Source organism: Candidatus Thioglobus sp., from assembly GCF_028599055.1.
In the GTDB taxonomy this organism is placed as follows: domain Bacteria; phylum Pseudomonadota; class Gammaproteobacteria; order PS1; family Pseudothioglobaceae; genus Thioglobus_A.
In genome coordinates, this window is record NZ_JAQRMS010000001.1 from 1 (window position 1) to 18,693 (window position 18,693).

At 40.1% G+C, this 18,693-nt stretch carries 19 protein-coding genes; 13 read left to right on the forward strand and 6 right to left on the reverse strand.

What is annotated here, in order from left to right; genetic code table 11:
* Positions 1–109: 109 nt before the first annotated feature.
* The 5 genes from PSN35_RS00005 to alaS are packed head-to-tail and all read left to right on the forward strand — an operon-like array spanning position 110 to position 4,652.
* Positions 110–319: a ribbon-helix-helix domain-containing protein gene (locus tag PSN35_RS00005; RefSeq protein ID WP_300027972.1), complete on the forward strand. Its 210-nt coding sequence runs from the start codon at positions 110–112 to the stop codon at positions 317–319.
* Positions 320–323: 4 nt separating this feature from the next.
* Positions 324–566, forward strand: a complete 243-nt coding sequence (locus PSN35_RS00010; protein WP_300027975.1) for a type II toxin-antitoxin system RelE/ParE family toxin — start codon at positions 324–326, stop codon at positions 564–566.
* Complete coding sequence (locus PSN35_RS00015; RefSeq protein WP_300027978.1) at positions 566–1,390, forward strand: PHP domain-containing protein; 825 nt, start codon at positions 566–568, stop codon at positions 1,388–1,390. Before PSN35_RS00010 ends, PSN35_RS00015 begins: the two co-directional genes overlap by 1 nt.
* Positions 1,391–1,392: 2 nt before the next feature.
* Positions 1,393–2,004 carry an L-threonylcarbamoyladenylate synthase gene (locus tag PSN35_RS00020; RefSeq protein ID WP_300027981.1) on the forward strand — a complete coding sequence of 204 codons (612 nt, stop codon included), beginning with the start codon at positions 1,393–1,395 and terminating at the stop codon, positions 2,002–2,004.
* A 50-nt stretch (positions 2,005–2,054) separates the two neighbouring features.
* Positions 2,055–4,652, forward strand: coding sequence for an alanine--tRNA ligase (alaS, locus tag PSN35_RS00025; protein WP_300027984.1), 2,598 nt, complete (start codon positions 2,055–2,057; stop codon positions 4,650–4,652).
* A 321-nt stretch (positions 4,653–4,973) separates the two neighbouring features.
* Here alaS and PSN35_RS00030 read toward each other — a convergent pair whose 3' ends face one another.
* Positions 4,974–5,264, reverse strand: a complete 291-nt coding sequence (locus PSN35_RS00030; protein ID WP_300027987.1) for a TusE/DsrC/DsvC family sulfur relay protein — start codon at positions 5,262–5,264, stop codon at positions 4,974–4,976.
* A gap of 178 nt (positions 5,265–5,442) precedes the next feature.
* Positions 5,443–5,610, reverse strand: a complete 168-nt coding sequence (locus PSN35_RS00035; protein ID WP_300027990.1) for a hypothetical protein — start codon at positions 5,608–5,610, stop codon at positions 5,443–5,445.
* 137 nt (positions 5,611–5,747) lie between these two features.
* Between PSN35_RS00035 and prmA the strand changes: the two genes are divergently transcribed.
* Together prmA and PSN35_RS00045 are read left to right on the forward strand one after the other, a co-directional pair.
* Entirely contained in the window at positions 5,748–6,662 is a 915-nt protein-coding gene (prmA, locus tag PSN35_RS00040) for a 50S ribosomal protein L11 methyltransferase (RefSeq protein ID WP_300027993.1), read from the forward strand.
* Between the two features lie 39 nt (positions 6,663–6,701).
* Complete coding sequence (locus PSN35_RS00045) at positions 6,702–7,745, forward strand: tRNA (5-methylaminomethyl-2-thiouridylate)-methyltransferase (RefSeq protein WP_300027996.1); 1,044 nt, start codon at positions 6,702–6,704, stop codon at positions 7,743–7,745.
* On the opposite strand, the gene thiS is transcribed toward PSN35_RS00045, so the two are convergent.
* Together thiS and PSN35_RS00055 are read right to left on the reverse strand one after the other, a co-directional pair.
* The gene (gene thiS, locus PSN35_RS00050) at positions 7,742–7,942 is read right to left on the reverse strand and encodes a sulfur carrier protein ThiS (RefSeq protein WP_300027999.1); all 201 of its coding nucleotides are present in this window, start codon (positions 7,940–7,942) and stop codon (positions 7,742–7,744) included. The two genes, PSN35_RS00045 and thiS, sit on opposite strands and share 4 nt — an antisense overlap.
* Complete coding sequence (locus tag PSN35_RS00055; protein WP_300028002.1) at positions 7,939–8,208, reverse strand: heavy-metal-associated domain-containing protein; 270 nt, start codon at positions 8,206–8,208, stop codon at positions 7,939–7,941. Before PSN35_RS00055 ends, thiS begins: the two co-directional genes overlap by 4 nt.
* A 115-nt stretch (positions 8,209–8,323) precedes the next feature.
* On the opposite strand from PSN35_RS00055, the gene carA reads away from it, so the two are divergent.
* Genes carA through greA form a run of 4 tightly spaced genes read left to right on the forward strand, consistent with a single transcriptional unit; the run spans position 8,324 to position 13,843 of the window.
* Positions 8,324–9,442: a glutamine-hydrolyzing carbamoyl-phosphate synthase small subunit gene (gene carA, locus PSN35_RS00060; RefSeq protein ID WP_300028005.1), complete on the forward strand. Its 1,119-nt coding sequence runs from the start codon at positions 8,324–8,326 to the stop codon at positions 9,440–9,442.
* Positions 9,442–10,125, forward strand: a complete 684-nt coding sequence (locus PSN35_RS00065) for a VacJ family lipoprotein (RefSeq protein WP_300028008.1) — start codon at positions 9,442–9,444, stop codon at positions 10,123–10,125. Before carA ends, PSN35_RS00065 begins: the two co-directional genes overlap by 1 nt.
* 23 nt (positions 10,126–10,148) lie before the next feature.
* Positions 10,149–13,358, forward strand: a complete 3,210-nt coding sequence (gene carB / locus PSN35_RS00070; RefSeq protein ID WP_300028011.1) for a carbamoyl-phosphate synthase large subunit — start codon at positions 10,149–10,151, stop codon at positions 13,356–13,358.
* A gap of 8 nt (positions 13,359–13,366) precedes the next feature.
* Positions 13,367–13,843, forward strand: coding sequence for a transcription elongation factor GreA (gene greA / locus PSN35_RS00075; protein WP_300028014.1), 477 nt, complete (start codon positions 13,367–13,369; stop codon positions 13,841–13,843).
* Between the two features lie 422 nt (positions 13,844–14,265).
* Here greA and xerD read toward each other — a convergent pair whose 3' ends face one another.
* Positions 14,266–15,147: a site-specific tyrosine recombinase XerD gene (gene xerD, locus PSN35_RS00080; RefSeq protein WP_300028149.1), complete on the reverse strand. Its 882-nt coding sequence runs from the start codon at positions 15,145–15,147 to the stop codon at positions 14,266–14,268.
* Between the two features lie 65 nt (positions 15,148–15,212).
* Positions 15,213–15,563, reverse strand: coding sequence for a 50S ribosomal protein L19 (rplS, locus tag PSN35_RS00085; RefSeq protein ID WP_300028017.1), 351 nt, complete (start codon positions 15,561–15,563; stop codon positions 15,213–15,215).
* A gap of 155 nt (positions 15,564–15,718) precedes the next feature.
* Between rplS and PSN35_RS00090 the strand changes: the two genes are divergently transcribed.
* Both PSN35_RS00090 and dsrA read left to right on the forward strand, forming a co-directional pair.
* Positions 15,719–17,155: a glutamate synthase subunit beta gene (locus PSN35_RS00090; protein WP_300028020.1), complete on the forward strand. Its 1,437-nt coding sequence runs from the start codon at positions 15,719–15,721 to the stop codon at positions 17,153–17,155.
* Positions 17,156–17,341: 186 nt separating this feature from the next.
* Positions 17,342–18,646, forward strand: a complete 1,305-nt coding sequence (gene dsrA / locus PSN35_RS00095) for a dissimilatory-type sulfite reductase subunit alpha (RefSeq protein ID WP_300028024.1) — start codon at positions 17,342–17,344, stop codon at positions 18,644–18,646.
* Positions 18,647–18,693: the final 47 nt, after the last annotated feature.

An 18,693-nucleotide genomic window follows, 5' to 3' on the forward strand; every position in this document is an offset into this window, starting at 1 on the left:
GTTTTTTTTTTTTTGCTTTTTGAAGACTTTTCCGAAATCTTGTTATCTGGCTCTATTAAGAATGTTATACTTGTCATACATATAATACAAAATAAATTAGGAGTTAAATATGTTGTCTGTAAGGTTAAATGAAGAAATGCAATCTAAGTTAGATGGTTTGTCTAATGCCACAAAACGTCCAAAGAGTTTTTTTGTAAAAGAGGCTTTAGAGAATTATTTAGATGATATGGTTGATTATTATGAAGTGCAGAGCCGCTCTCAAGATAGTTCTAGAAACTTAATTAGCGTTGAGGAATTAGAAAAAGCATTAAATGTATAAGTTGTTGATTGATGATAAGGTTATTAAGGATCTAAAGAAAATTGATCACAATTGGCGTGCAAAAATATTAATTGCAATAAAAACCAAACTCGTTGAAAATCCATATTTGGGAAAGAAATTAGTAGGGGATTTGTCACCTTATTATCGATTAAGGGTGGGAGATTATCGAGTGTTGTATGAGATTATTGAAAATAAATTAATGATTATTATCGTTAAAGTCAAACATCGTAAAAATGTATATAAATAATGATTATTGATTTGCATAACCATTCTTATTATTCTGACGGTGTTCTATCACCCACTGAAGTGGTCAATTTAGCCAAAGCGCAAGAGTGTAATGTATTTGCACTAACTGACCACGATACGACTGATGGATTGATCGAGGCGCAACAACAGGCAGATAAGGTCGGTTTAAGACTAATCCATGGTGTTGAGGTGTCAGCCATGTGGGGTAATATGACGGTTCATATCGTGGGTTTGGGGGTTGATATTAATAATGCAACACTCCAAGATGGGCTTAAGCGGCATCAAGAATTTCGACGAGTTCGCGCCGAGAAGATGGCGCGAGGTCTAGGTGGTGCTGGTGTGTTTGGCGCGCTGGAAAAAACGCAGGCTATCGCCAAAACAGACATGATTACTCGAACACATTTTGCTCAAATGTTGGTTCAAGAGGGTGTGTGCAAAGATATGCGTAGTGTGTTTAAGCGTTTTTTAACCGGTAAAAAACCCGGCGGCGTGGGTGGCAAGTGGGCTGAGTATGATGAGGTAATTTCTTGGATACATGCGGCAGGCGGGCAAGCTGTTTTGGCGCATCCATTACGTTATCGTATGACCAATACAAAAGTTAAACGATTATTAAGCCATTTGGCTGGCGCGGGATTAGATGGTGTTGAAGTAGTGACTGGATCTAGTAGTGCAGATGAAATAACGTTAGTGGGCCAATGGGCAAAGGAGCTTAATTTGTTATCCTCTCAAGGCTCTGATTATCATGGCTGGCCAAACCAACGTATGGTGATTGGCAAACTACTGGAAATGCCCAATCCTGAAACCACAATATGGAGAAATTGGTAGTAATGAAACTATTGAAAATTCACCCACAAAACCCTCAGCAACGCTTAATTGATCAAGTGGTGAGCGAGCTTAAATCTGGTGGTGTTATTGTTTATCCAACAGATTCAGGCTATGCACTCGGCACAGCTTTGGGTAATAAAGCTGGATTGGAGCGCATTCGTCAAATCAGACAACTCTCGAAGCGCCATGATTTCACCTTAATGATGCGTGATTTGGCGCATATTGGTGAGTACGCCAAATTGGATAATAATGCCTTTCGCCTACTAAAGAAAATTTTACCTGGTCCTTATACATTTATCCTAGAAGGGACGCGCGATGTGCCTAAGCGTCTGTTGCATGATAAGAAAAAAACCATTGGCCTGCGCATTACTGAACACGGTGTGGTACAAGCCTTGCTCGCCTCACTTGATGAGCCATTGATGAGCGTGTCACTGATATTACCTGGTTGTGAGTTTTACGATATTGACGACGTGCGTGATGCAGTTGAAAAATTGGTTGATGTGATTGTAGATGATGGCTATTGTCCACCACAGCCAACCACAGTGATTAACCTAACTTCTGGACAGGTTGAAATTATCCGACAAGGCGCTGGCGATACCTCGCTTATCGTCTAAGTAGTGAGTTAATCAGTATAATAAAGCCTTTTTATACAATGTTTACGCGCATGAAAACTGCACAAATTAGACAAAAATTCTTAGATTTTTACGCCTCAAAAGACCATACCGTTGAAAAGAGCTCGTCACTTATTCCGCATAATGACAAAACCTTATTATTTGTAAATGCTGGCATGGTGCCGTTTAAGGATGTGTTTAGTGGCTTAGAAAAGCGCCCATACACACGTGCAGTTAGTTGTCAGCGTTGTGTGCGTGCTGGTGGCAAACATAATGATCTTGAAAATGTCGGCTATACCGCGCGCCACCATACTTTTTTTGAAATGCTGGGCAATTTCTCGTTTGGTGATTATTTCAAACGTGAAGCCATTCAATATGCCTGGGAATTTTTAACAGTAGAGCTTGGCCTGCCTAAGGATAAACTTTGGGTTAGTGTCTTTGAAGAAGATGATGAAGCTGAAGCTATTTGGGTAAATGAAATTGGTTTTCCTAAAAATCGTATCTCTCGTTGTGGCGCTAAAGATAACTTTTGGCAAATGGGTGATACCGGCCCGTGTGGGCCATCGAGTGAAATTTTTTATGACCACGGTGAAGAGATTGCAGGTGGTCCGCCAGGACATGCAGATGAAGATGGTGATCGTTATATTGAAATTTGGAACTTGGTGTTTACTCAGTATGACAAACAAGAAGACGGCTATTTAAAACCACTTGATGCACCTTGTGTAGACACTGGCATGGGGCTTGAGCGTTTAGCTGCTGTATTGCAACATGAAAACAATAATTATGATACCGATGGCTTTAACAGTCTAACTAAGGCAGTGGTTGAGCTAACCCCTAAAGAGGCGGGTATCAAAACTGATAACGCATCAGTTCGTGTGATTGCTGATCATATTCGCTCAACGGCTTTTATGATTGTGGATGGGGTGATTCCATCAAACGAAGGGCGTGGGTATGTACTGCGCCGTATTATTCGTCGTGCGATTCGCCACGGTCATAAAATTGGTATTGAGAAAACGTTCTTCTATCGTTTGGCGCCGGTATTGGCATTAGAGTTTAAAGAGGCTTATCCGGAGCTTAAGAAATCTTTAGCGAATGTTGAAAAAGTATTAAAGCGTGAAGAAGAGCGCTTTGCGCAAACACTAGACCAGGGCATGGGTATTTTAGAAGCCGCAATTGCCAATCTAACAGGCAATGAAATTGACGGCGAAACTGTGTTTAAACTTTATGATACTTATGGTTTTCCGGTTGATTTAACAGCTGATGTGGCTCGTGAGCGTAGCCTCACCATTGACATGCCAGGCTTTGAAGCGGAAATGACCAAACAGCGTGATAGAGCGCGTTCAGCCGGTGATTTTAAGACCACACAAAAAGGTGTTGATGTTAGCGAAGTAACTGAATTTTTAGGCTATGAGCAATTAGAAAATAGCTCATCAGTGCAAGCGTTGATTAAAAATGGCGAGCTGGTTGATTCGATTGAAGCGGGCGATCACGGCATTATTGTATTGGCGCAATCTAGTTTTTATGGCGAGTCAGGTGGCCAGGTGGGCGACAGTGGCACATTGAGCGCGAAGGGTGTTGAATTTGAAGTTACCAATACGCAAAAACAAAAAACAGGTGCATTTGAGCATCATGGTATTGCACTAAGTGGCGTGATTAAAGTGGGTGATGTGCTTGAAGCTAAAGTTGATGCGCGTAGGCGTAAGCGTATTGCTCGAAATCACTCAGCAACACACTTATTACATGCTGCACTTCGTGGTGTTTTAGGTGAAACGGTTACCCAGAAGGGCTCGTTGGTAGACGGTGATAAATTACGTTTTGATTTCTCTCATGATGAGGTGATTGCTAAAGCTGATCTAGATAAGATTGAAGCGATGGTTAACCGTCGCATCTTAGGGAATTCAATTGTTCATACGGATGTAACCGATATTGAAACTGCTAAAAAGAAAGGCGCCATGGCACTGTTTGGTGAAAAATATGGCGATACGGTGCGCGTATTAAGCATGGGCAAGGGTGATTTTTCAGTGGAGCTTTGTGGCGGTACACACGTTAATCAATTGGGCGATATTGGTTTGTTTAGAATTACCTCAGAAGGTGGTATTGCTGCTGGCGTGCGTCGAATTGAGGCAATGACTGGTTATGACGCCTATCAGTTCGATAAGCAAACTGAAGACAGTTTGAGTGAAATTGCGCAAATGACAAAATCGAGCAATGCGCAAGCCGTAGAGAAAGTAGCGCAACTGATTAAACAGCAAAAAGAATTAGAAAAGCAAATTGCCACATTCCAAAAGCAGTTGGCCAGCAACCAAGGTGATGATTTAGTTAATCAAGCGCAAGATGTTAACGGGGTTAAATTGCTTGCTACTGTGGTTGATGGCGTGAGTGGCAAAGATCTGCGCGATATTGCTGACAAGCTAAAAGACAAGCTAAGATCTGCCGTTGTGGTGCTGGCTGCAGTGAGTGGTGATAAAGTATCGCTAGTGGCTGGTGTAACTAAAGATTTAACTAAGCAATATCAAGCAGGGAAGATTCTTAACCATGTTGCCCAGCAAGTGGGCGGCAAAGGTGGTGGTAGGCCAGATATGGCGCAGGGTGGTGGTACAGACCCGTCTAAGCTAACTGAAGCTCTCGCTTCAGTCAAAAGCCTATTATAAGTTGAGTGTGCTTTTTCCATATATTTTTGTTGTCAGAATTATCAAATCAGTCATTTACTAAATTGTAAACTCCTAATTTTCAAATTCTTTACGCCTTAATCTATGAAAAAATCACATCTCAATAGGTATCTATAGAAAGATTTTTGTAAATCTTAGACATTAAAAAACCCTCTTTCGAGGGTTTTTTAATTCAAATCTAATTGCGAGTATTTTTTCTTTCTACAAGGCGAAAAATTAAAATTCGATTGAATATAGTTAATCTATATGATTGAGTATTTTAATTTTTTAACGCTGTAGCAAGGAAAAAGACGAAGTAAAGAGTTATACGCAACCGGTTGGCTGTGGCATTCCTCCGTATTTTGTGATCGGTTTCATTGGGCCAGTTAGCCATTCTTTAAATAAGATTTTTTTATCAATACCAACGTATTTAGAAAATGTTCTGATTGGCGGAACCGATGAGTTATCTGCAAAGTATTCTCTGGCTGAGCGAATTTGCTCAACTTGAGAGTCTGATAGCGTAATTTCATCTTCTGCAGCCATTTCATGCATGATCTCTTCAGTCCAAATTGATGGGTCTACTAAGTAGCCGTTTCCTGTTCTATCTAATGCCATTTTTTAATACCATAGTAATTTAATTGGGTATATTATATAAGATTGATTGAAGTCAAGTTTTATAAATACACATTTTGTTTGTAGGTGTATGCTTATTGCGCAAAACAATATAGTAAATCGCTGGGCAATAAAAAACCCTCTGACGAGGGTTTTTATGAGTTACGTAAGTCGTTAGTGACTATCTGTACTCTTCTAACTCTTCAGCAGACTTCATGCCTTTTTTATAATCTTGAGTTGAAGTAACAGTTTCGTTACCGCTTCTAGAGTTTAAAGGGTTAGCTTTGCTTAATGAATCTAAATTGCCTTGTAATGGTGGTCTGTTGCCTTTTGTAATGCCGTTAGCCATGATATCTCCTGATAATTAATAAACCTTTAAGTTTAAAGTTAAAGGTACGAACCAGAGAAATTATACTGAAATTTAAGTTTTTATCACCATTTTATAGTGATATTTCAAACTATCCCTAAGGGGGTATACGGGGATTAATGCTGGATAATGAACATAGGTATAATCTGCACGCTATGGATTGGATGCAATTAACTTTAAAAACCACTGAAGAGCAAGCTGATTTTGTTAGTGAAATACTAATGGGACTTGGTAGTGTGTCAGTCACGTTTAGTGATTCTAAAGATGATGCTATTTATGAGCCGCCAGTGGGTGAAACCCCACTATGGCCAGATATTACTATTACCGCCTTATTTGATTTAGCAGTTGACCAAATGCACGTCAAGCAAATGCTTAAACAAATTTGCAAAATAGAGCAAGCAACTTTTGAATTATTAAAAGATAGAGTTTGGGAAGATGAATGCAAAAAGGATTTTCATCCTATGCAGTTTGGTAAACGGATTTGGATTTGCCCTTCTTGGGAAGACTCGTCCCAATTGCCAAAAGATGCAATCGTCATTGACATGGATCCTGGTTTGGCATTTGGTACGGGCACCCACCAAACCACAGATTTATGTTTGCAGTATTTAGATGAAAACCCGCCTTTAAGTCAAACCATGATTGACTATGGCTCAGGTACGGGCATTTTGGCCATTGCCGGAATTAAACTTGGCGCTAAGTATGCTATTGCTGTTGATAATGATCCACAGGCAGTTATTGCGACGAATAACAATATTAAGACTAACCATTGCCAAGATCAAATTAAAGTATTGCATACAGATGATGAAGGTAAGCTGGATCCAGTAGATCTACTGATTGCCAATATTTTGGCCAACCCTTTAGTTGGCTTATGTGAACATTTTTCCAATTTAGTCAAGCCAAACGGACGTCTTGCATTATCAGGCATTATGGCGGATCAATTGCCTATGATCCTTGAGGTGTATGGTGAATTTTTTAAAAATTTGCACGTTGTTCAAAAAGATGATTGGTGTCGTGTTGATGGTATTAGAAAATAAGGTTATAGGCAAGGCCTATAACCGTTATATGAGAGAATTATGAGCAAACAAGTTAAAGCAGTTTCGTTAATATCAGGTGGATTAGATTCACTATTAAGCACCAAGTTAATGTTGGATCAAGGCATTCATGTTGAGGGTATTAACTTTTTTACTGGATTTTGCGTAGAAGGGCATACACACGCCATTCGCAAGCAAAAGAGCGACAAGCAAAAGCGTAATAACGCATTATGGGTGGCTGAACAACTTGGTATTAAATTACACATTATTGATGTGATTGAGGAATATCGCGATGTTTTATTAAACCCAAAGCATGGTTACGGCAAAAACATGAACCCTTGTTTGGACTGTAAAGGTTTTATGGTGAAAAAAGCCAAGCAGTGGATGGAGGAAAATGAGTTTGATTTCATTATTACTGGCGAGGTAATGGGTCAGCGCCCAATGTCACAACGTAAAGACACCATGCCAGTTGTACAAGAAGAATCAGGCGCCGATGATTTATTATTGCGCCCATTGTGCGCTAAGCACCTATCACCAAGTAAAGCGGAAAAAGAAGGTTGGGTTGATCGTGAACAATTGCTGGATTTTTCTGGGCGTACGCGCAAGCCGCAAATGGCCCTGGCCAAAGAATACGGATTTGAAGATTACGCCACGCCTGCTGGCGGCTGTTGCTTCTTAACGGATAAACAGTACTCCGATAAATTGGTTGATATGTGGCAAGCACGCGGTAATCGTGATTATCAACTGGATGATTTAATGATGCTTAAAGTAGGACGCCACATTAGACCTAATCAACGTTTCAAGATGATTGTTGCCAGGGAAGAGGGTGAGGTTAAATTCTTAGAGGGTTATCGCAACCAATACGCTAATTTATATCCAGTTAGCTGTAATGGCCCTATTGCGTTAATTGATGGAGAGCCAAATCAAGAGGATCTTAAAATTGCCGCTCAAGTATTGGCGCGTTATTCCCAGGGTCGAGAAGAAAGTAGTGTGGATGTTGAGGTTAAGCTATCAGCAGGTGTTGCTCAGCAGTTGAGTGTTAAACCATTTGGTGTGGACGAAATTCCAAAAAACTGGTTTGTCTAACCGCCACCAACCGCTTTAATAATTTCTATTTTATCGCCAGCGTTCAAGCCAAATGCAGCATGCTTGGATTTTGGAATAATCGCTTCATTAACTTCGAGCGCAATGCGTTGATCCTGATAGTTAAGTTGAACAATCAAACTCTCAGCAGTTGATGAATTGTTAATGTCTAATTCTTTGCCGTTAACAATTACAATCATTTGTCCATTTTACCAATGGCGCAAGAAACAAATGATTTGGCTTTAGCTTTAGCAGAATCAAAACCATGAACTGAATCGGTTTCTGGATAGCCTAGATCAAGTAGCACCTGGATTAGATCAGCTCTTTTAGATTCATCAAGATCTATGCTAACAACACCTTGTTCAATATTTATGTCAATTTTGTCAGTTTCAAAAGTTGCCGATAATTTTTTGGTAATTGAGCCGGCACAACCGCCACATTTGATATTGTCTACAGTAATTTCCATGATATTTCTCCATTATTATTTGTAATTAATTATACCCTTAGATTTGAGTATTTGCTCTTCAGGGTGTTAAGACAATATGGTAAAATTCCCGAAGTTTTTCATTCAGGAGTGTCCGGTGTCACAAGTTGCCTTATTAGCATTAGAAGATGGTCAGATTTTTCATGGAAAATCTATTGGCGCTAGTGGAGATACACTGGGTGAAGTCGTATTTAATACTTCAATGACCGGCTATCAAGAAATCCTGACTGACCCTTCATATACGCAGCAAATTGTTGCGCTTACTTACCCTCATATTGGTAGCACAGGCACTAACAATGTTGACGAAGAATCTGCCAAAGTTTATGCTGCAGGTTTAATCATTCGTGACTTGCCACTTTTGCATAGCAACTGGCGTAATGAAATGCCATTGGATGAATATTTACAAACCAACAATATTGTTGCTATTAGTGATATTGACACGCGTGCATTAACGCGTCATTTACGTGAACATGGCTCATTAAAAGGCTGTATTGTAGCAGGTGACAACATTGACGAAGCGGCTGCTATTGAAAAAGCGCAATCATTTGCTGGTTTAAAGAATATGGACTTGGCCAAGGTGGTTTCAACCCCTGAACAATACCAGTTTAACAGCGGCTCTTATTTTCTAGAAACAGGCGAGTTTGCCCAGCTTGATGCAAAATTTAATGTCGTGGTTTATGATTACGGCGTTAAAACTAATATTTTAAGAATGTTGGTTGATCGCGGTTGTGATTTAACTGTGGTTAATGCACAAACCCCAGTGGCGGACGTGTTAGCTATGAATCCAGATGGTGTATTTTTATCCAATGGTCCGGGTGATCCTGAGCCGTGCGATTACGCCATTGCTAATATTGAAGCTTTATTGGAAAAGAATATTCCGATGTTCGGTATTTGTCTAGGTCATCAATTGTTGTCTTTGGCCAGTGGTGCAAAAACCGAAAAAATGAAGTTTGGTCATCATGGCGCCAATCACCCAGTGCAAGATTTAGCGTCTAAACAAGTGATGATTACTTCGCAAAACCATGGTTTTGCTGTGGCTGAAGAAAGTATGCCAGCCAATCTTGAAGTAACTCATCGCTCATTATTTGACAACACCATTCAAGGTGTGCGCGTTAAAGATAAAAAAGCGTTCAGTTTTCAAGGTCACCCAGAAGCATCCCCTGGCCCACATGATGTAAGCGGTTTATTTGACAGCTTTATTGAGGAGATGAGCTGATGAAAAAATTATTAATCAGTTTTGCGCTGCTAATGAGTAGCACCTTTGCAGTGGCAGAAGTTGATCCTTTTGAGGATGTTAATAGATCTGTGTATGGGTTTAATGAAACTGTTGATGACAACCTATTAGAGCCAGTGTCTAGAGTTTATAAAGCCCATGTTCCAGAAATCGCACAAGATGGTGTTAGTAACTTTTTTGGTAATTTGCGTGATGTAAGTACTTTATTCAATCAAATATTGCAGTTTAAACCAGTAGAAAGTGTTGAGACGTTTACACGTATTTTGGTGAACTCTACTATTGGACTTGGTGGTATGATTGATATGGCATCTAATATGAATCTTACTACTAAGGATGAGGATTTTGGTCAAACCATGGCAGTATGGGGTGTTAAGGAAGGCCCTTATGTTATGTTGCCATTATTGGGTCCATCTACCGCAAGAGATGGGGTTGGCGTTTATGTTGATTTAACTTCAGATGCTAATTTAATTAACGATATGAATGATATTGGCGCTATTACTACTAGCGCAATGAATATTATTGATAAGCGTGTTGAGCTATTACCAATTACCGATCTATTAGATAATTCTGATGATCCGTACATTACGATGCGATCTTCTTATTTACAAAAACGAGAAAATGATATCTATGATGGCAATGTGCCAGTTTCAGATGATGACTTCTAACACCCATTAACAGTTAAAAAATAATGCCAAAAAGACAAGACCTCAAAAGTATTTTAATTATCGGCGCTGGCCCCATTGTAATTGGCCAGGCTTGTGAATTTGATTATTCAGGTGCGCAAGCTTGTAAAGCGTTGCGTGAAGAAGGCTACCGTGTTATTTTGGTTAACTCTAATCCGGCCACTATTATGACTGATCCGCAAATGGCGGATGCAACCTACATTGAGCCAATTGAATGGCGTACGGTTGAAAAGATTATTGAAGTTGAACAGCCTGATGCATTGTTGCCAACCATGGGTGGCCAAACAGCACTTAACTGTGCGCTAGATTTAGAGCGTCATGGTGTGCTTGAAAAGCACGGTGTGGAGATGATCGGCGCTAGAAAAGAAGCCATCGATAAAGCGGAAGATCGCGATTTATTCCGTGAAGCCATGCTTAAAATTGGCCTAGATATGCCTAAAGCGGCGGTTGCACATACCTTAGAAGAGGCTTTTGCTGTACAAGAAACTGTTGGTTATCCAACAGTGATTCGCCCATCTTTCACCATGGGTGGCTCAGGTGGCGGTATTGCTTTTAATAAAGATGAATTTATTGAAATTTGTGAGCGTGGATTAGACTTATCGCCAACCAATGAATTACTCGTTGAAGAGTCAATCTTAGGCTGGAAAGAGTTTGAAATGGAAGTGGTGCGTGACACCAAAGATAATTGCATTATTATTTGTTCAATCGAAAACTTTGATCCAATGGGTGTACACACCGGTGATTCTATAACCGTGGCACCTGCACAAACCTTGACGGACAAGGAGTATCAAGTAATGCGTAATGCCTCATTAGCAGTGCTGCGTGAAATTGGTGTAGATACCGGTGGCTCAAACGTACAGTTTGCACTTAACCCTGAAAATGGTCGCTTGACTATTATTGAGATGAATCCACGTGTGTCACGCTCGTCAGCATTGGCTTCAAAAGCGACCGGATTCCCAATTGCCAAAGTGGCAGCGAAATTAGCAGTAGGCTATACGCTTGATGAGCTTGATAATGATATTACTGGCGGCAAAACACCCGCTTCATTTGAGCCAAGCATTGATTATGTAGTTACTAAAATTCCACGTTTTGCCTTTGAAAAATTCCCTAAAGCGGATGACCGTTTAACCACACAGATGAAATCTGTGGGCGAGGTGATGGCTATGGGCTCAACCTTCCAAGAGTCTTTACAAAAAGCCTTGCGCGGCCTAGAAACAGATAAAGTTGGTCTTGACCCTGTGGTTGATTTGGGTGCCGATGATGCGCGCAATAAGATTAAATCTGAATGTATTACCGCACGTAGTGAGCGAATTTTTTATCTAGCTGATGCCTTTAGATTAGGTATGAGTCTTGAGGAAGTGTTTGATTTATCAAAAGTGGATCCTTGGTTCTTGGCGCAAATCGAAGACATTGTGTCAACTGAGATGCAAATTAATGGCGATAGTATTTCTGATGTGGATGCAGTGCAAATGTTTAGTCTTAAGCGTAAAGGTTTTTCAGATGCGCGTTTGAGCCAACTACTGCATTGTAGCGAATCATCGGTTAGAGAGCGTCGCAAGGCATTAAACATTAAACCAGTATTTAAGCGTGTAGATAGTTGTGCGGCTGAGTTTGATACAGAGACCGCCTACCTATACTCTACGTATCAACAACAGTGTGAAGCTAATCCGACTGATAAGAAAAAAATCATGATTCTGGGTGGTGGCCCGAATCGTATTGGTCAAGGTATTGAATTTGACTACTGCTGTGTACATGCCTCTTTGGCGTTGCGCGAAGACGGCTTTGAAACCATCATGGTGAATTGCAACCCTGAAACGGTTTCAACCGATTACGACATTTCAGATCGTTTGTATTTTGAGCCACTAACACTTGAAGATGTATTGGCCGTGGTTGATATTGAAAATCCAGATGGTATTATTGTGCATTATGGTGGTCAAACACCACTTAAGTTGGCTGAAGCGCTAGAAAAGAGTGGTGCTAAAATTATCGGCACGACGCCAGATGCCATTGATTTGGCTGAAGACCGTGAGCGTTTCTCAGCCATGTTGCAAGAGTTAGAGTTAAAGCAGCCGCTTAATGGCACAGCGCGCTCATTAGAGCAGGCACAAGATATTGCTGATGCAATTGGCTTCCCATTGGTGGTGCGTCCATCTTATGTATTGGGTGGTCGCGCAATGGAAATTGTCTACGATAAAGATTCTCTAGATCACTACATGCACACCGCTGTACAAGTGTCAAACGACTCTCCAGTGCTACTTGATTCATTTTTAGATCATGCTATTGAGGTTGATATTGACGTTATTTGTGATGGCGAGGATGTGGTTATTGGTGGTATTATGCAGCATATTGAGCAGGCGGGTATTCACTCAGGTGACTCGGCTTGTTCATTGCCACCATACTCATTAGATAACGAGGTGCTTGATCAAATGCGTGCACAGGTTATCGCTATGGCAAAAAAACTTGGTGTGGTTGGTTTGATGAATACACAGCTGGCGTATCAAGATGGCGAAATTTATGTCATTGAGGTTAACCCGCGTGCCTCAAGAACAGTGCCATTTGTGTCAAAAGCAATTAGTGAGCCATTGGCCGCGATTGCAGCGCGCGTTATGTCGGGCAAAACCCTAAAAGAACTTAACTTTACCTCAGAGATTATCCCAACACATTACAGTGTTAAAGAAGCGGTATTCCCGTTTAATAAATTCTTAGGTGTGGATCCAATTTTAGGCCCAGAAATGCGCTCAACGGGTGAAGTGATGGGTGTTGGTGATGATTTCGCCTCAGCGTTTGATAAAGCCCAATTAGCAGCAGGTTCGCGTGCACCAGAAAATGGTAAAGTATTTGTCAGTCTTAGAAAGCTTGATCGTGACGATTTGGTTGATTTGGGTAAACAATTGACACAACAAGGTTTTAGCTTGGTTGCCACTCGCAGTAATAGAGAAGCATTAATGGATGCTGGCCTTGAATGTGAGATGGTTAATAAGGTCTCAGAAGGTTCGCCACATATTGTTGATATGATTAAAAATGACGACATTGATTTAATCATTAATTCAACCGAAGACACCCAAGGTGCTACAGATGCAGCGGCTATTCGCTGTCAGGCGCTAGTACATAAGGTGCCGTTCACCACAACCGTTGCTGCGGCCTTTGCCATGCTAGACGGACTTAAAACTCATGAAGAGATTACAGTTAGAACTGTGCAATCTCTGAATGCTTAGGGTTTAGTATGGATAGCATTCCAATGACCGTTGCTGGTGCGAAAGCACTTGAAGTTGAATTACTAAAACTTAAAGACGAAGATCGACCACGCATCATTGAAGAAATTGCCACCGCAAGAGCGCACGGCGATCTAAAAGAAAATGCAGAATATCACGCCGCTAAAGAAGAACAGGGTTTTATTGAAGGTCGTATTAAAGAGGTGGAATCTAAGCTGTCACGCATGCAAGTGATTGATGTCGCCAAGCTTGCACAAAACGGTCGCTGTGTTTTTGGCACCACCATTAGCTTGATGAACATCGAAGATGATAGTGAAATTACCTATCAAATCGTGGGTGAAGATGAGGCAGATATCGATCTGAATAAAATCTCTTGTCATTCGCCAATTGCCGCTGCACTAATGGGCAATGAAGAAGGTGATGAGGTGACAGTCAAAGCGCCGGCGGGTGATATTATCTACGAGATACTCGAAGTTCAGTATTTGTAGTCTTTGCGCGAGTTTTCGCATTTTGCTTTGTTAAATCTATTTTTATTTTCAGTCATGCACTAGATTGTGCACTCCTAAAAGATAAAAAAGATTTGCCTTGCAAAACATCAAAAAATCACACAAAAAATAGCAAAGTATTGATGAAAGTGAAAATTTACGAAATTTTCTAAAACTTGTCGACAAAATGCGCTAAAAGTCGATATTTAGTGGTTAAAAGTCATTAAAAATACTTAAAAAACACTAAATTTGGTTAAAACTCAATTAATTCTTAAGATTTCCTAAATTTTCTAAATCGTTTTTTACAAGTATTTTTTTCTTTCCATAAGGCGACGATAAAAAATATGATTGAACATAGATGCAACTATGTGATTGAATATTTTTTTAAAGTCAACACAGTGGAAAGGAAAAAGACGAGGTAAAAATTAGCCTCTAGGGTGGTGTTTTGAATGCTGCGCTTTAAGCTGCACATTTTGAATGTGTGTGTAAATTTGCGTAGTGGCAATATCACTATGCCCCAGCATCAATTGCACAGAGCGTAAATCAGCACCTTGTTGTACGAGGTGAGTGGCAAATGCATGACGTAGTGTATGAGGGGAAAGTGGCTTGTCAATGCCAGCTTTAAGTGCATAAGCTTTAATGATATAAAAGAAATTTTGTCGACTCATGCTAGTGCCGCGGTTAGTTAAAAAATAACCATTGGTCTGACCTTTTTTCAATAAGTGAGGGCGAGATTTTTGCTCATAATTTTGCAAATGCTCAATAGCAAGCTCACCCAAGGGTAGGATTCTTTCTTTCTCACCTTTGCCGATAATGCGAATGTATTCTTCGGTCAAATTTAAATGCTGAAGATCAAGTTTAATTAATTCACTAACACGCAATCCGCATGAATACAAAAGTTCAAGCATGGCGCGATCGCGCAAGCCAAATAAGGTTTTTGTGTCGGGCGCATCTAACAAATTACTCACCTCATCAATGGCTAGAAAAACAGGTAATTTTTGCGTTTGCTTGGGATGATTGAGTTTGTTGGTAGGGTTTGTTCGAATAATATCTTGAGTTAATAAATATTGATAAAAAACCCTGAGACAAGTCAGCACGCGCGCCTGAGTGGCACTGCTAAATTGGTTTTGTTGACGATAATCAAAATATTGTGTAATAGTTTGATCACTGACTTTTGTTAATGAGTGATCAAGCCATTTTGCAAACATAGCAAGATCAGATCGATAAGCTTTCAGTGTATTGTCAGTTGCACCCGATGAAAGCCAGTAATGATCTAAGAATTGATTAATTAACGTGTCGTTATTCATTACATAAATTTTAGCCAAAAAAATACCGGCTAGTAGCCGGTATTGTTAAAAGAATTAAGCTAAGATTATTTCTTAACCAACTTCTCTTTAATTCTTGCTTTCTTACCAGTAAGCTCGCGAAGGTAGTAAAGTTTCGCTTGACGAACCTTACCGCGACGTTTTACTTCAACTGAATCAATCATGGTAGAGTGTGTTTGAAAAACTCTTTCAACGCCTTCGCCATGAGAGATTTTTCTAACAGTGAATGCTGAGCCGATGCCACGGTTTTTCTTAGCAATTACAACACCTTCAAACGCCTGTAATCTTTCACGGTCGCCTTCACGCACTTTAACTTGCACGATTACTGTATCGCCTGCGCCGAACTCAGGAATGTCAGTTCGAAGTTGTTCGCTTTCAATTTGATCAATTAAATTCATTTGAACGTATCCTTAAATATTTGTTTCTATAAAAAAGGGCAATTATACAGTTAAACCTTGAAGCGTTCAAGCAAACTATTTCATCTTTTTTTATAGATGCATTTTCAAGGCAAATATGGCATAATTACGCGCTTTAGATTGACACGTTTTGAGAGATGGGAAAAGTAACTGGCTTTAAAGAATTTGATAGAAAAACAGAAGATTATCGTCCTGTTGAGTTACGACTTAAAGACTATGGTGAGATTTTTACTGGTACTTATGACGAGGCGAATTTAAAGCAGCAAGGTGCTCGATGCATGGATTGTGGCGTGCCCTTTTGTCAATCAGACGATGGCTGTCCTATTAACAACTTAATTCCTGAATGGAATGATTTAGTCTATAACGATAAATGGGAAGAGGCATTAACGCGTCTATTAAAGACCAACAATTTCCCTGAATTTACCGGCCGTGTTTGCCCCGCGCCTTGTGAAGGTTCGTGCGTATTGGGTATGAATAACCCAGCGGTTACCATTAAAAATATCGAGCAAGCAATTATTGATAAAGGCTATGAACAAGGCTGGATCAAGCCGTATAGTGTGGAATACAGAACAGGCAAGAAGATTGCTATTATTGGCTCAGGACCAGCCGGTTTAGCAGCCGCTGAAGAGTTGAATAAGTTAGGTCATGGTGTTACTGTGTTTGAGCGCGATGATCGTATTGGCGGCTTGTTGATGTACGGCATTCCAAATATGAAATTAGGCAAAGACGTGATTGATCGCCGTATTAATTTGATGAAAGATTGTGGTATTGAATTTATCACTAATGTTAATGTTGGTAAAGACATCACCACACAAGCTCTACAAAAAGATTTCGATGCACTTGTTTTTACCACAGGTGCTAGTGAAGCCAGAGATTTACCAGTTGATAATCGTGACGCCAAGGGTATACATATGGCCATGAAATATCTAACGCTAAATACTAAGAGTTTGCTGGATACAGGTCATGAGGATCGCTCAGATCTATCAGCAAAAGGTAAAGATGTGATTGTTATTGGTGGTGGTGATACAGGTACAGATTGTATCGGTACAGCTGTACGCCAAGGCGCTAAATCAGTGGTTAACTTTGAGTTAATGTCACAGCCACCTGTAGAGCGTGCAGAAGACAACCCATGGCCTCTTTGGCCATTGATCTACCGGGTTGATTATGGTCACGCTGAAGCACAAAGTGTTTTTGGTAAAGATCCAAGACAATATCAATTAATGACTAAGTCATTCATTAAAGATGACCAAGGTAATTTAGTGGGTCTAAATACTATTGACGTTGAATTCAATGACGGCCAATTAACTGAAATTGCTGGCAGTGAAAAAACTTGGGATACGCAATTAGTGTTGTTATCTATGGGTTTTGTCTCACCAGAGTATTATCTAAGTGATGACGCACAAATTGAGCTAGATGATCGTGGTAATTACAAAGCTGAGTATGATCAATACCAAACATCACAAGCGGGCATTTTTACCGCGGGTGACTGTCGTCGTGGACAATCATTAGTGGTATGGGCGATTAACGAAGGTCGCGGTGTTGCTCAACGTGTTGACGAATATTTAGCGTCATAATATCAATCTAAATCGGCTATCCATAGCCGGTTTTTTCTTAAAAATCTTATTTATATCCCCTAAGGGATAGATGGTGATACCACTATAAAACGGTGGTTTTCGCTTGCATTTAAGTATAATTTGTCCCGTTCACATCTTTAAAGCGAACGGTTTTAAAGATTTATATAAATATATCGGAGAGATAAAATGGCAAAAGAGCTATATAACACACCCAACCTTGATGAGTTGGAAAAAGGTCCATGGCCTTCGTTTGTAACTGGTCTTAAGAGATTAGCAAACGATACCCACGCAGGTGCTGACATGGCACGCGACGTACTAGGTACACTTGAAACATCTTACGTAACTAAAAAAGGTTACTGGAAAGGTGGTACAGTTGGTGTTATCGGTTATGGTGGTGGCGTAATTCCACGTTTTAACGAATTAAAAGATGATAACGGTGATTACAAATTCCCTGCAGCAGGTGAATTCCATACGTTACGTATTCAACCACCAGCAGGTATGCACTACACATCTACTCTATTAAGAGATATGTGTGATATGTTTACCGAGAACGGCGGTTCAGGTCTTATCGGTTTCCATGGTCAATCTGGTGACATTATGTTACAAGGTGCAACTGAAGAAACTACTCAGAAGATTTTCAACGAATTCAATGCTTACGGTTTTGACATGGGTGGCGCGGGTCCTGCGGTACGTACTGGTATGTCATGTGTTGGCGCTTCACGTTGTGAAATGTCAAATGTTAATGAGCAAGCAGTATTAAGAACTCTTGTTAATGCATTCCTAGATGATATGCACCGTCCAGCATTACCATACAAAATGAAATTTAAGGTTTCTGGTTGTGCTAATGATTGTATGAACTCAGTACAACGTGCTGACTTTGCAACCATCGGTACTTGGAGAGATGATATTAAAATCAACCAAGATCTTTGGAAAGCAATGGTTGCAGACAAAGGTACTCAATACGTAGTTGATAATATTACTTCTCGTTGTCCTACTTCTGCAATGACATTAAACGACGACAACTCATTGTCAATTGACAATAAAAACTGTGTTAAATGTATGCATTGTTTAAACGTAACTTCTCCATTAACTCACAACTATATTGCTGAAGGTGATGTTGAGCCTATCTTAGCTACAGGCGACGATAAAGGTGTAATGATTATTATGGGTGGTAAGCGTACACTTAAGATTGGTGACTTATTCGGTTCAGTAATCGTGCCATTTATGAAGATGGACAATGCTGATGATTTAGAAACTATTGAAGATCTAGCTGGTGAAGTAATCGACTTCTTTGCTGAGAATGCATTAGAGCACGAAAGAACTGGTGAAATGATTGAGCGTATCGGTGTTGTAAACTTCTTAGAAGGTATCGGCATCAATGTTGATCCAAACATGATTAACCAAACTCGTACATCTTCATACGTTCGTATGGACGATTGGGATGAGGAAGCGGTTAAATGGTTTGAAAATAAAGCCGAAGCTAACGCTTAAGACACCCTACTAGTTTTAAAAATTTTAGGGCAATTTTAATTGCCCGA

Excerpts from the sequence above, each read along its gene's own strand:
- PSN35_RS00005 (WP_300027972.1), top strand. The coding sequence starts at position 110 with ATGTTGTCTGTAAGGTTAAATGAAGAAATGCAATCTAAGTTAGATGGT.
- PSN35_RS00015 (WP_300027978.1), top strand. The coding sequence starts at position 566 with ATGATTATTGATTTGCATAACCATTCTTATTATTCTGACGGTGTTCTA.
- PSN35_RS00020 (WP_300027981.1), top strand. The coding sequence starts at position 1,393 with ATGAAACTATTGAAAATTCACCCACAAAACCCTCAGCAACGCTTAATT.
- alaS (WP_300027984.1), top strand. The coding sequence starts at position 2,055 with ATGAAAACTGCACAAATTAGACAAAAATTCTTAGATTTTTACGCCTCA.
- PSN35_RS00030 (WP_300027987.1), bottom strand. The coding sequence starts at position 5,264 with ATGGCATTAGATAGAACAGGAAACGGCTACTTAGTAGACCCATCAATT.
- PSN35_RS00035 (WP_300027990.1), bottom strand. The coding sequence starts at position 5,610 with ATGGCTAACGGCATTACAAAAGGCAACAGACCACCATTACAAGGCAAT.
- prmA (WP_300027993.1), top strand. The coding sequence starts at position 5,748 with ATGCTGGATAATGAACATAGGTATAATCTGCACGCTATGGATTGGATG.
- PSN35_RS00045 (WP_300027996.1), top strand. The coding sequence starts at position 6,702 with ATGAGCAAACAAGTTAAAGCAGTTTCGTTAATATCAGGTGGATTAGAT.
- thiS (WP_300027999.1), bottom strand. The coding sequence starts at position 7,942 with ATGATTGTAATTGTTAACGGCAAAGAATTAGACATTAACAATTCATCA.
- PSN35_RS00055 (WP_300028002.1), bottom strand. The coding sequence starts at position 8,208 with ATGGAAATTACTGTAGACAATATCAAATGTGGCGGTTGTGCCGGCTCA.
- PSN35_RS00065 (WP_300028008.1), top strand. The coding sequence starts at position 9,442 with ATGAAAAAATTATTAATCAGTTTTGCGCTGCTAATGAGTAGCACCTTT.
- carB (WP_300028011.1), top strand. The coding sequence starts at position 10,149 with ATGCCAAAAAGACAAGACCTCAAAAGTATTTTAATTATCGGCGCTGGC.
- greA (WP_300028014.1), top strand. The coding sequence starts at position 13,367 with ATGGATAGCATTCCAATGACCGTTGCTGGTGCGAAAGCACTTGAAGTT.
- xerD (WP_300028149.1), bottom strand. The coding sequence starts at position 15,147 with ATGAATAACGACACGTTAATTAATCAATTCTTAGATCATTACTGGCTT.
- rplS (WP_300028017.1), bottom strand. The coding sequence starts at position 15,563 with ATGAATTTAATTGATCAAATTGAAAGCGAACAACTTCGAACTGACATT.
- PSN35_RS00090 (WP_300028020.1), top strand. The coding sequence starts at position 15,719 with ATGGGAAAAGTAACTGGCTTTAAAGAATTTGATAGAAAAACAGAAGAT.
- dsrA (WP_300028024.1), top strand. The coding sequence starts at position 17,342 with ATGGCAAAAGAGCTATATAACACACCCAACCTTGATGAGTTGGAAAAA.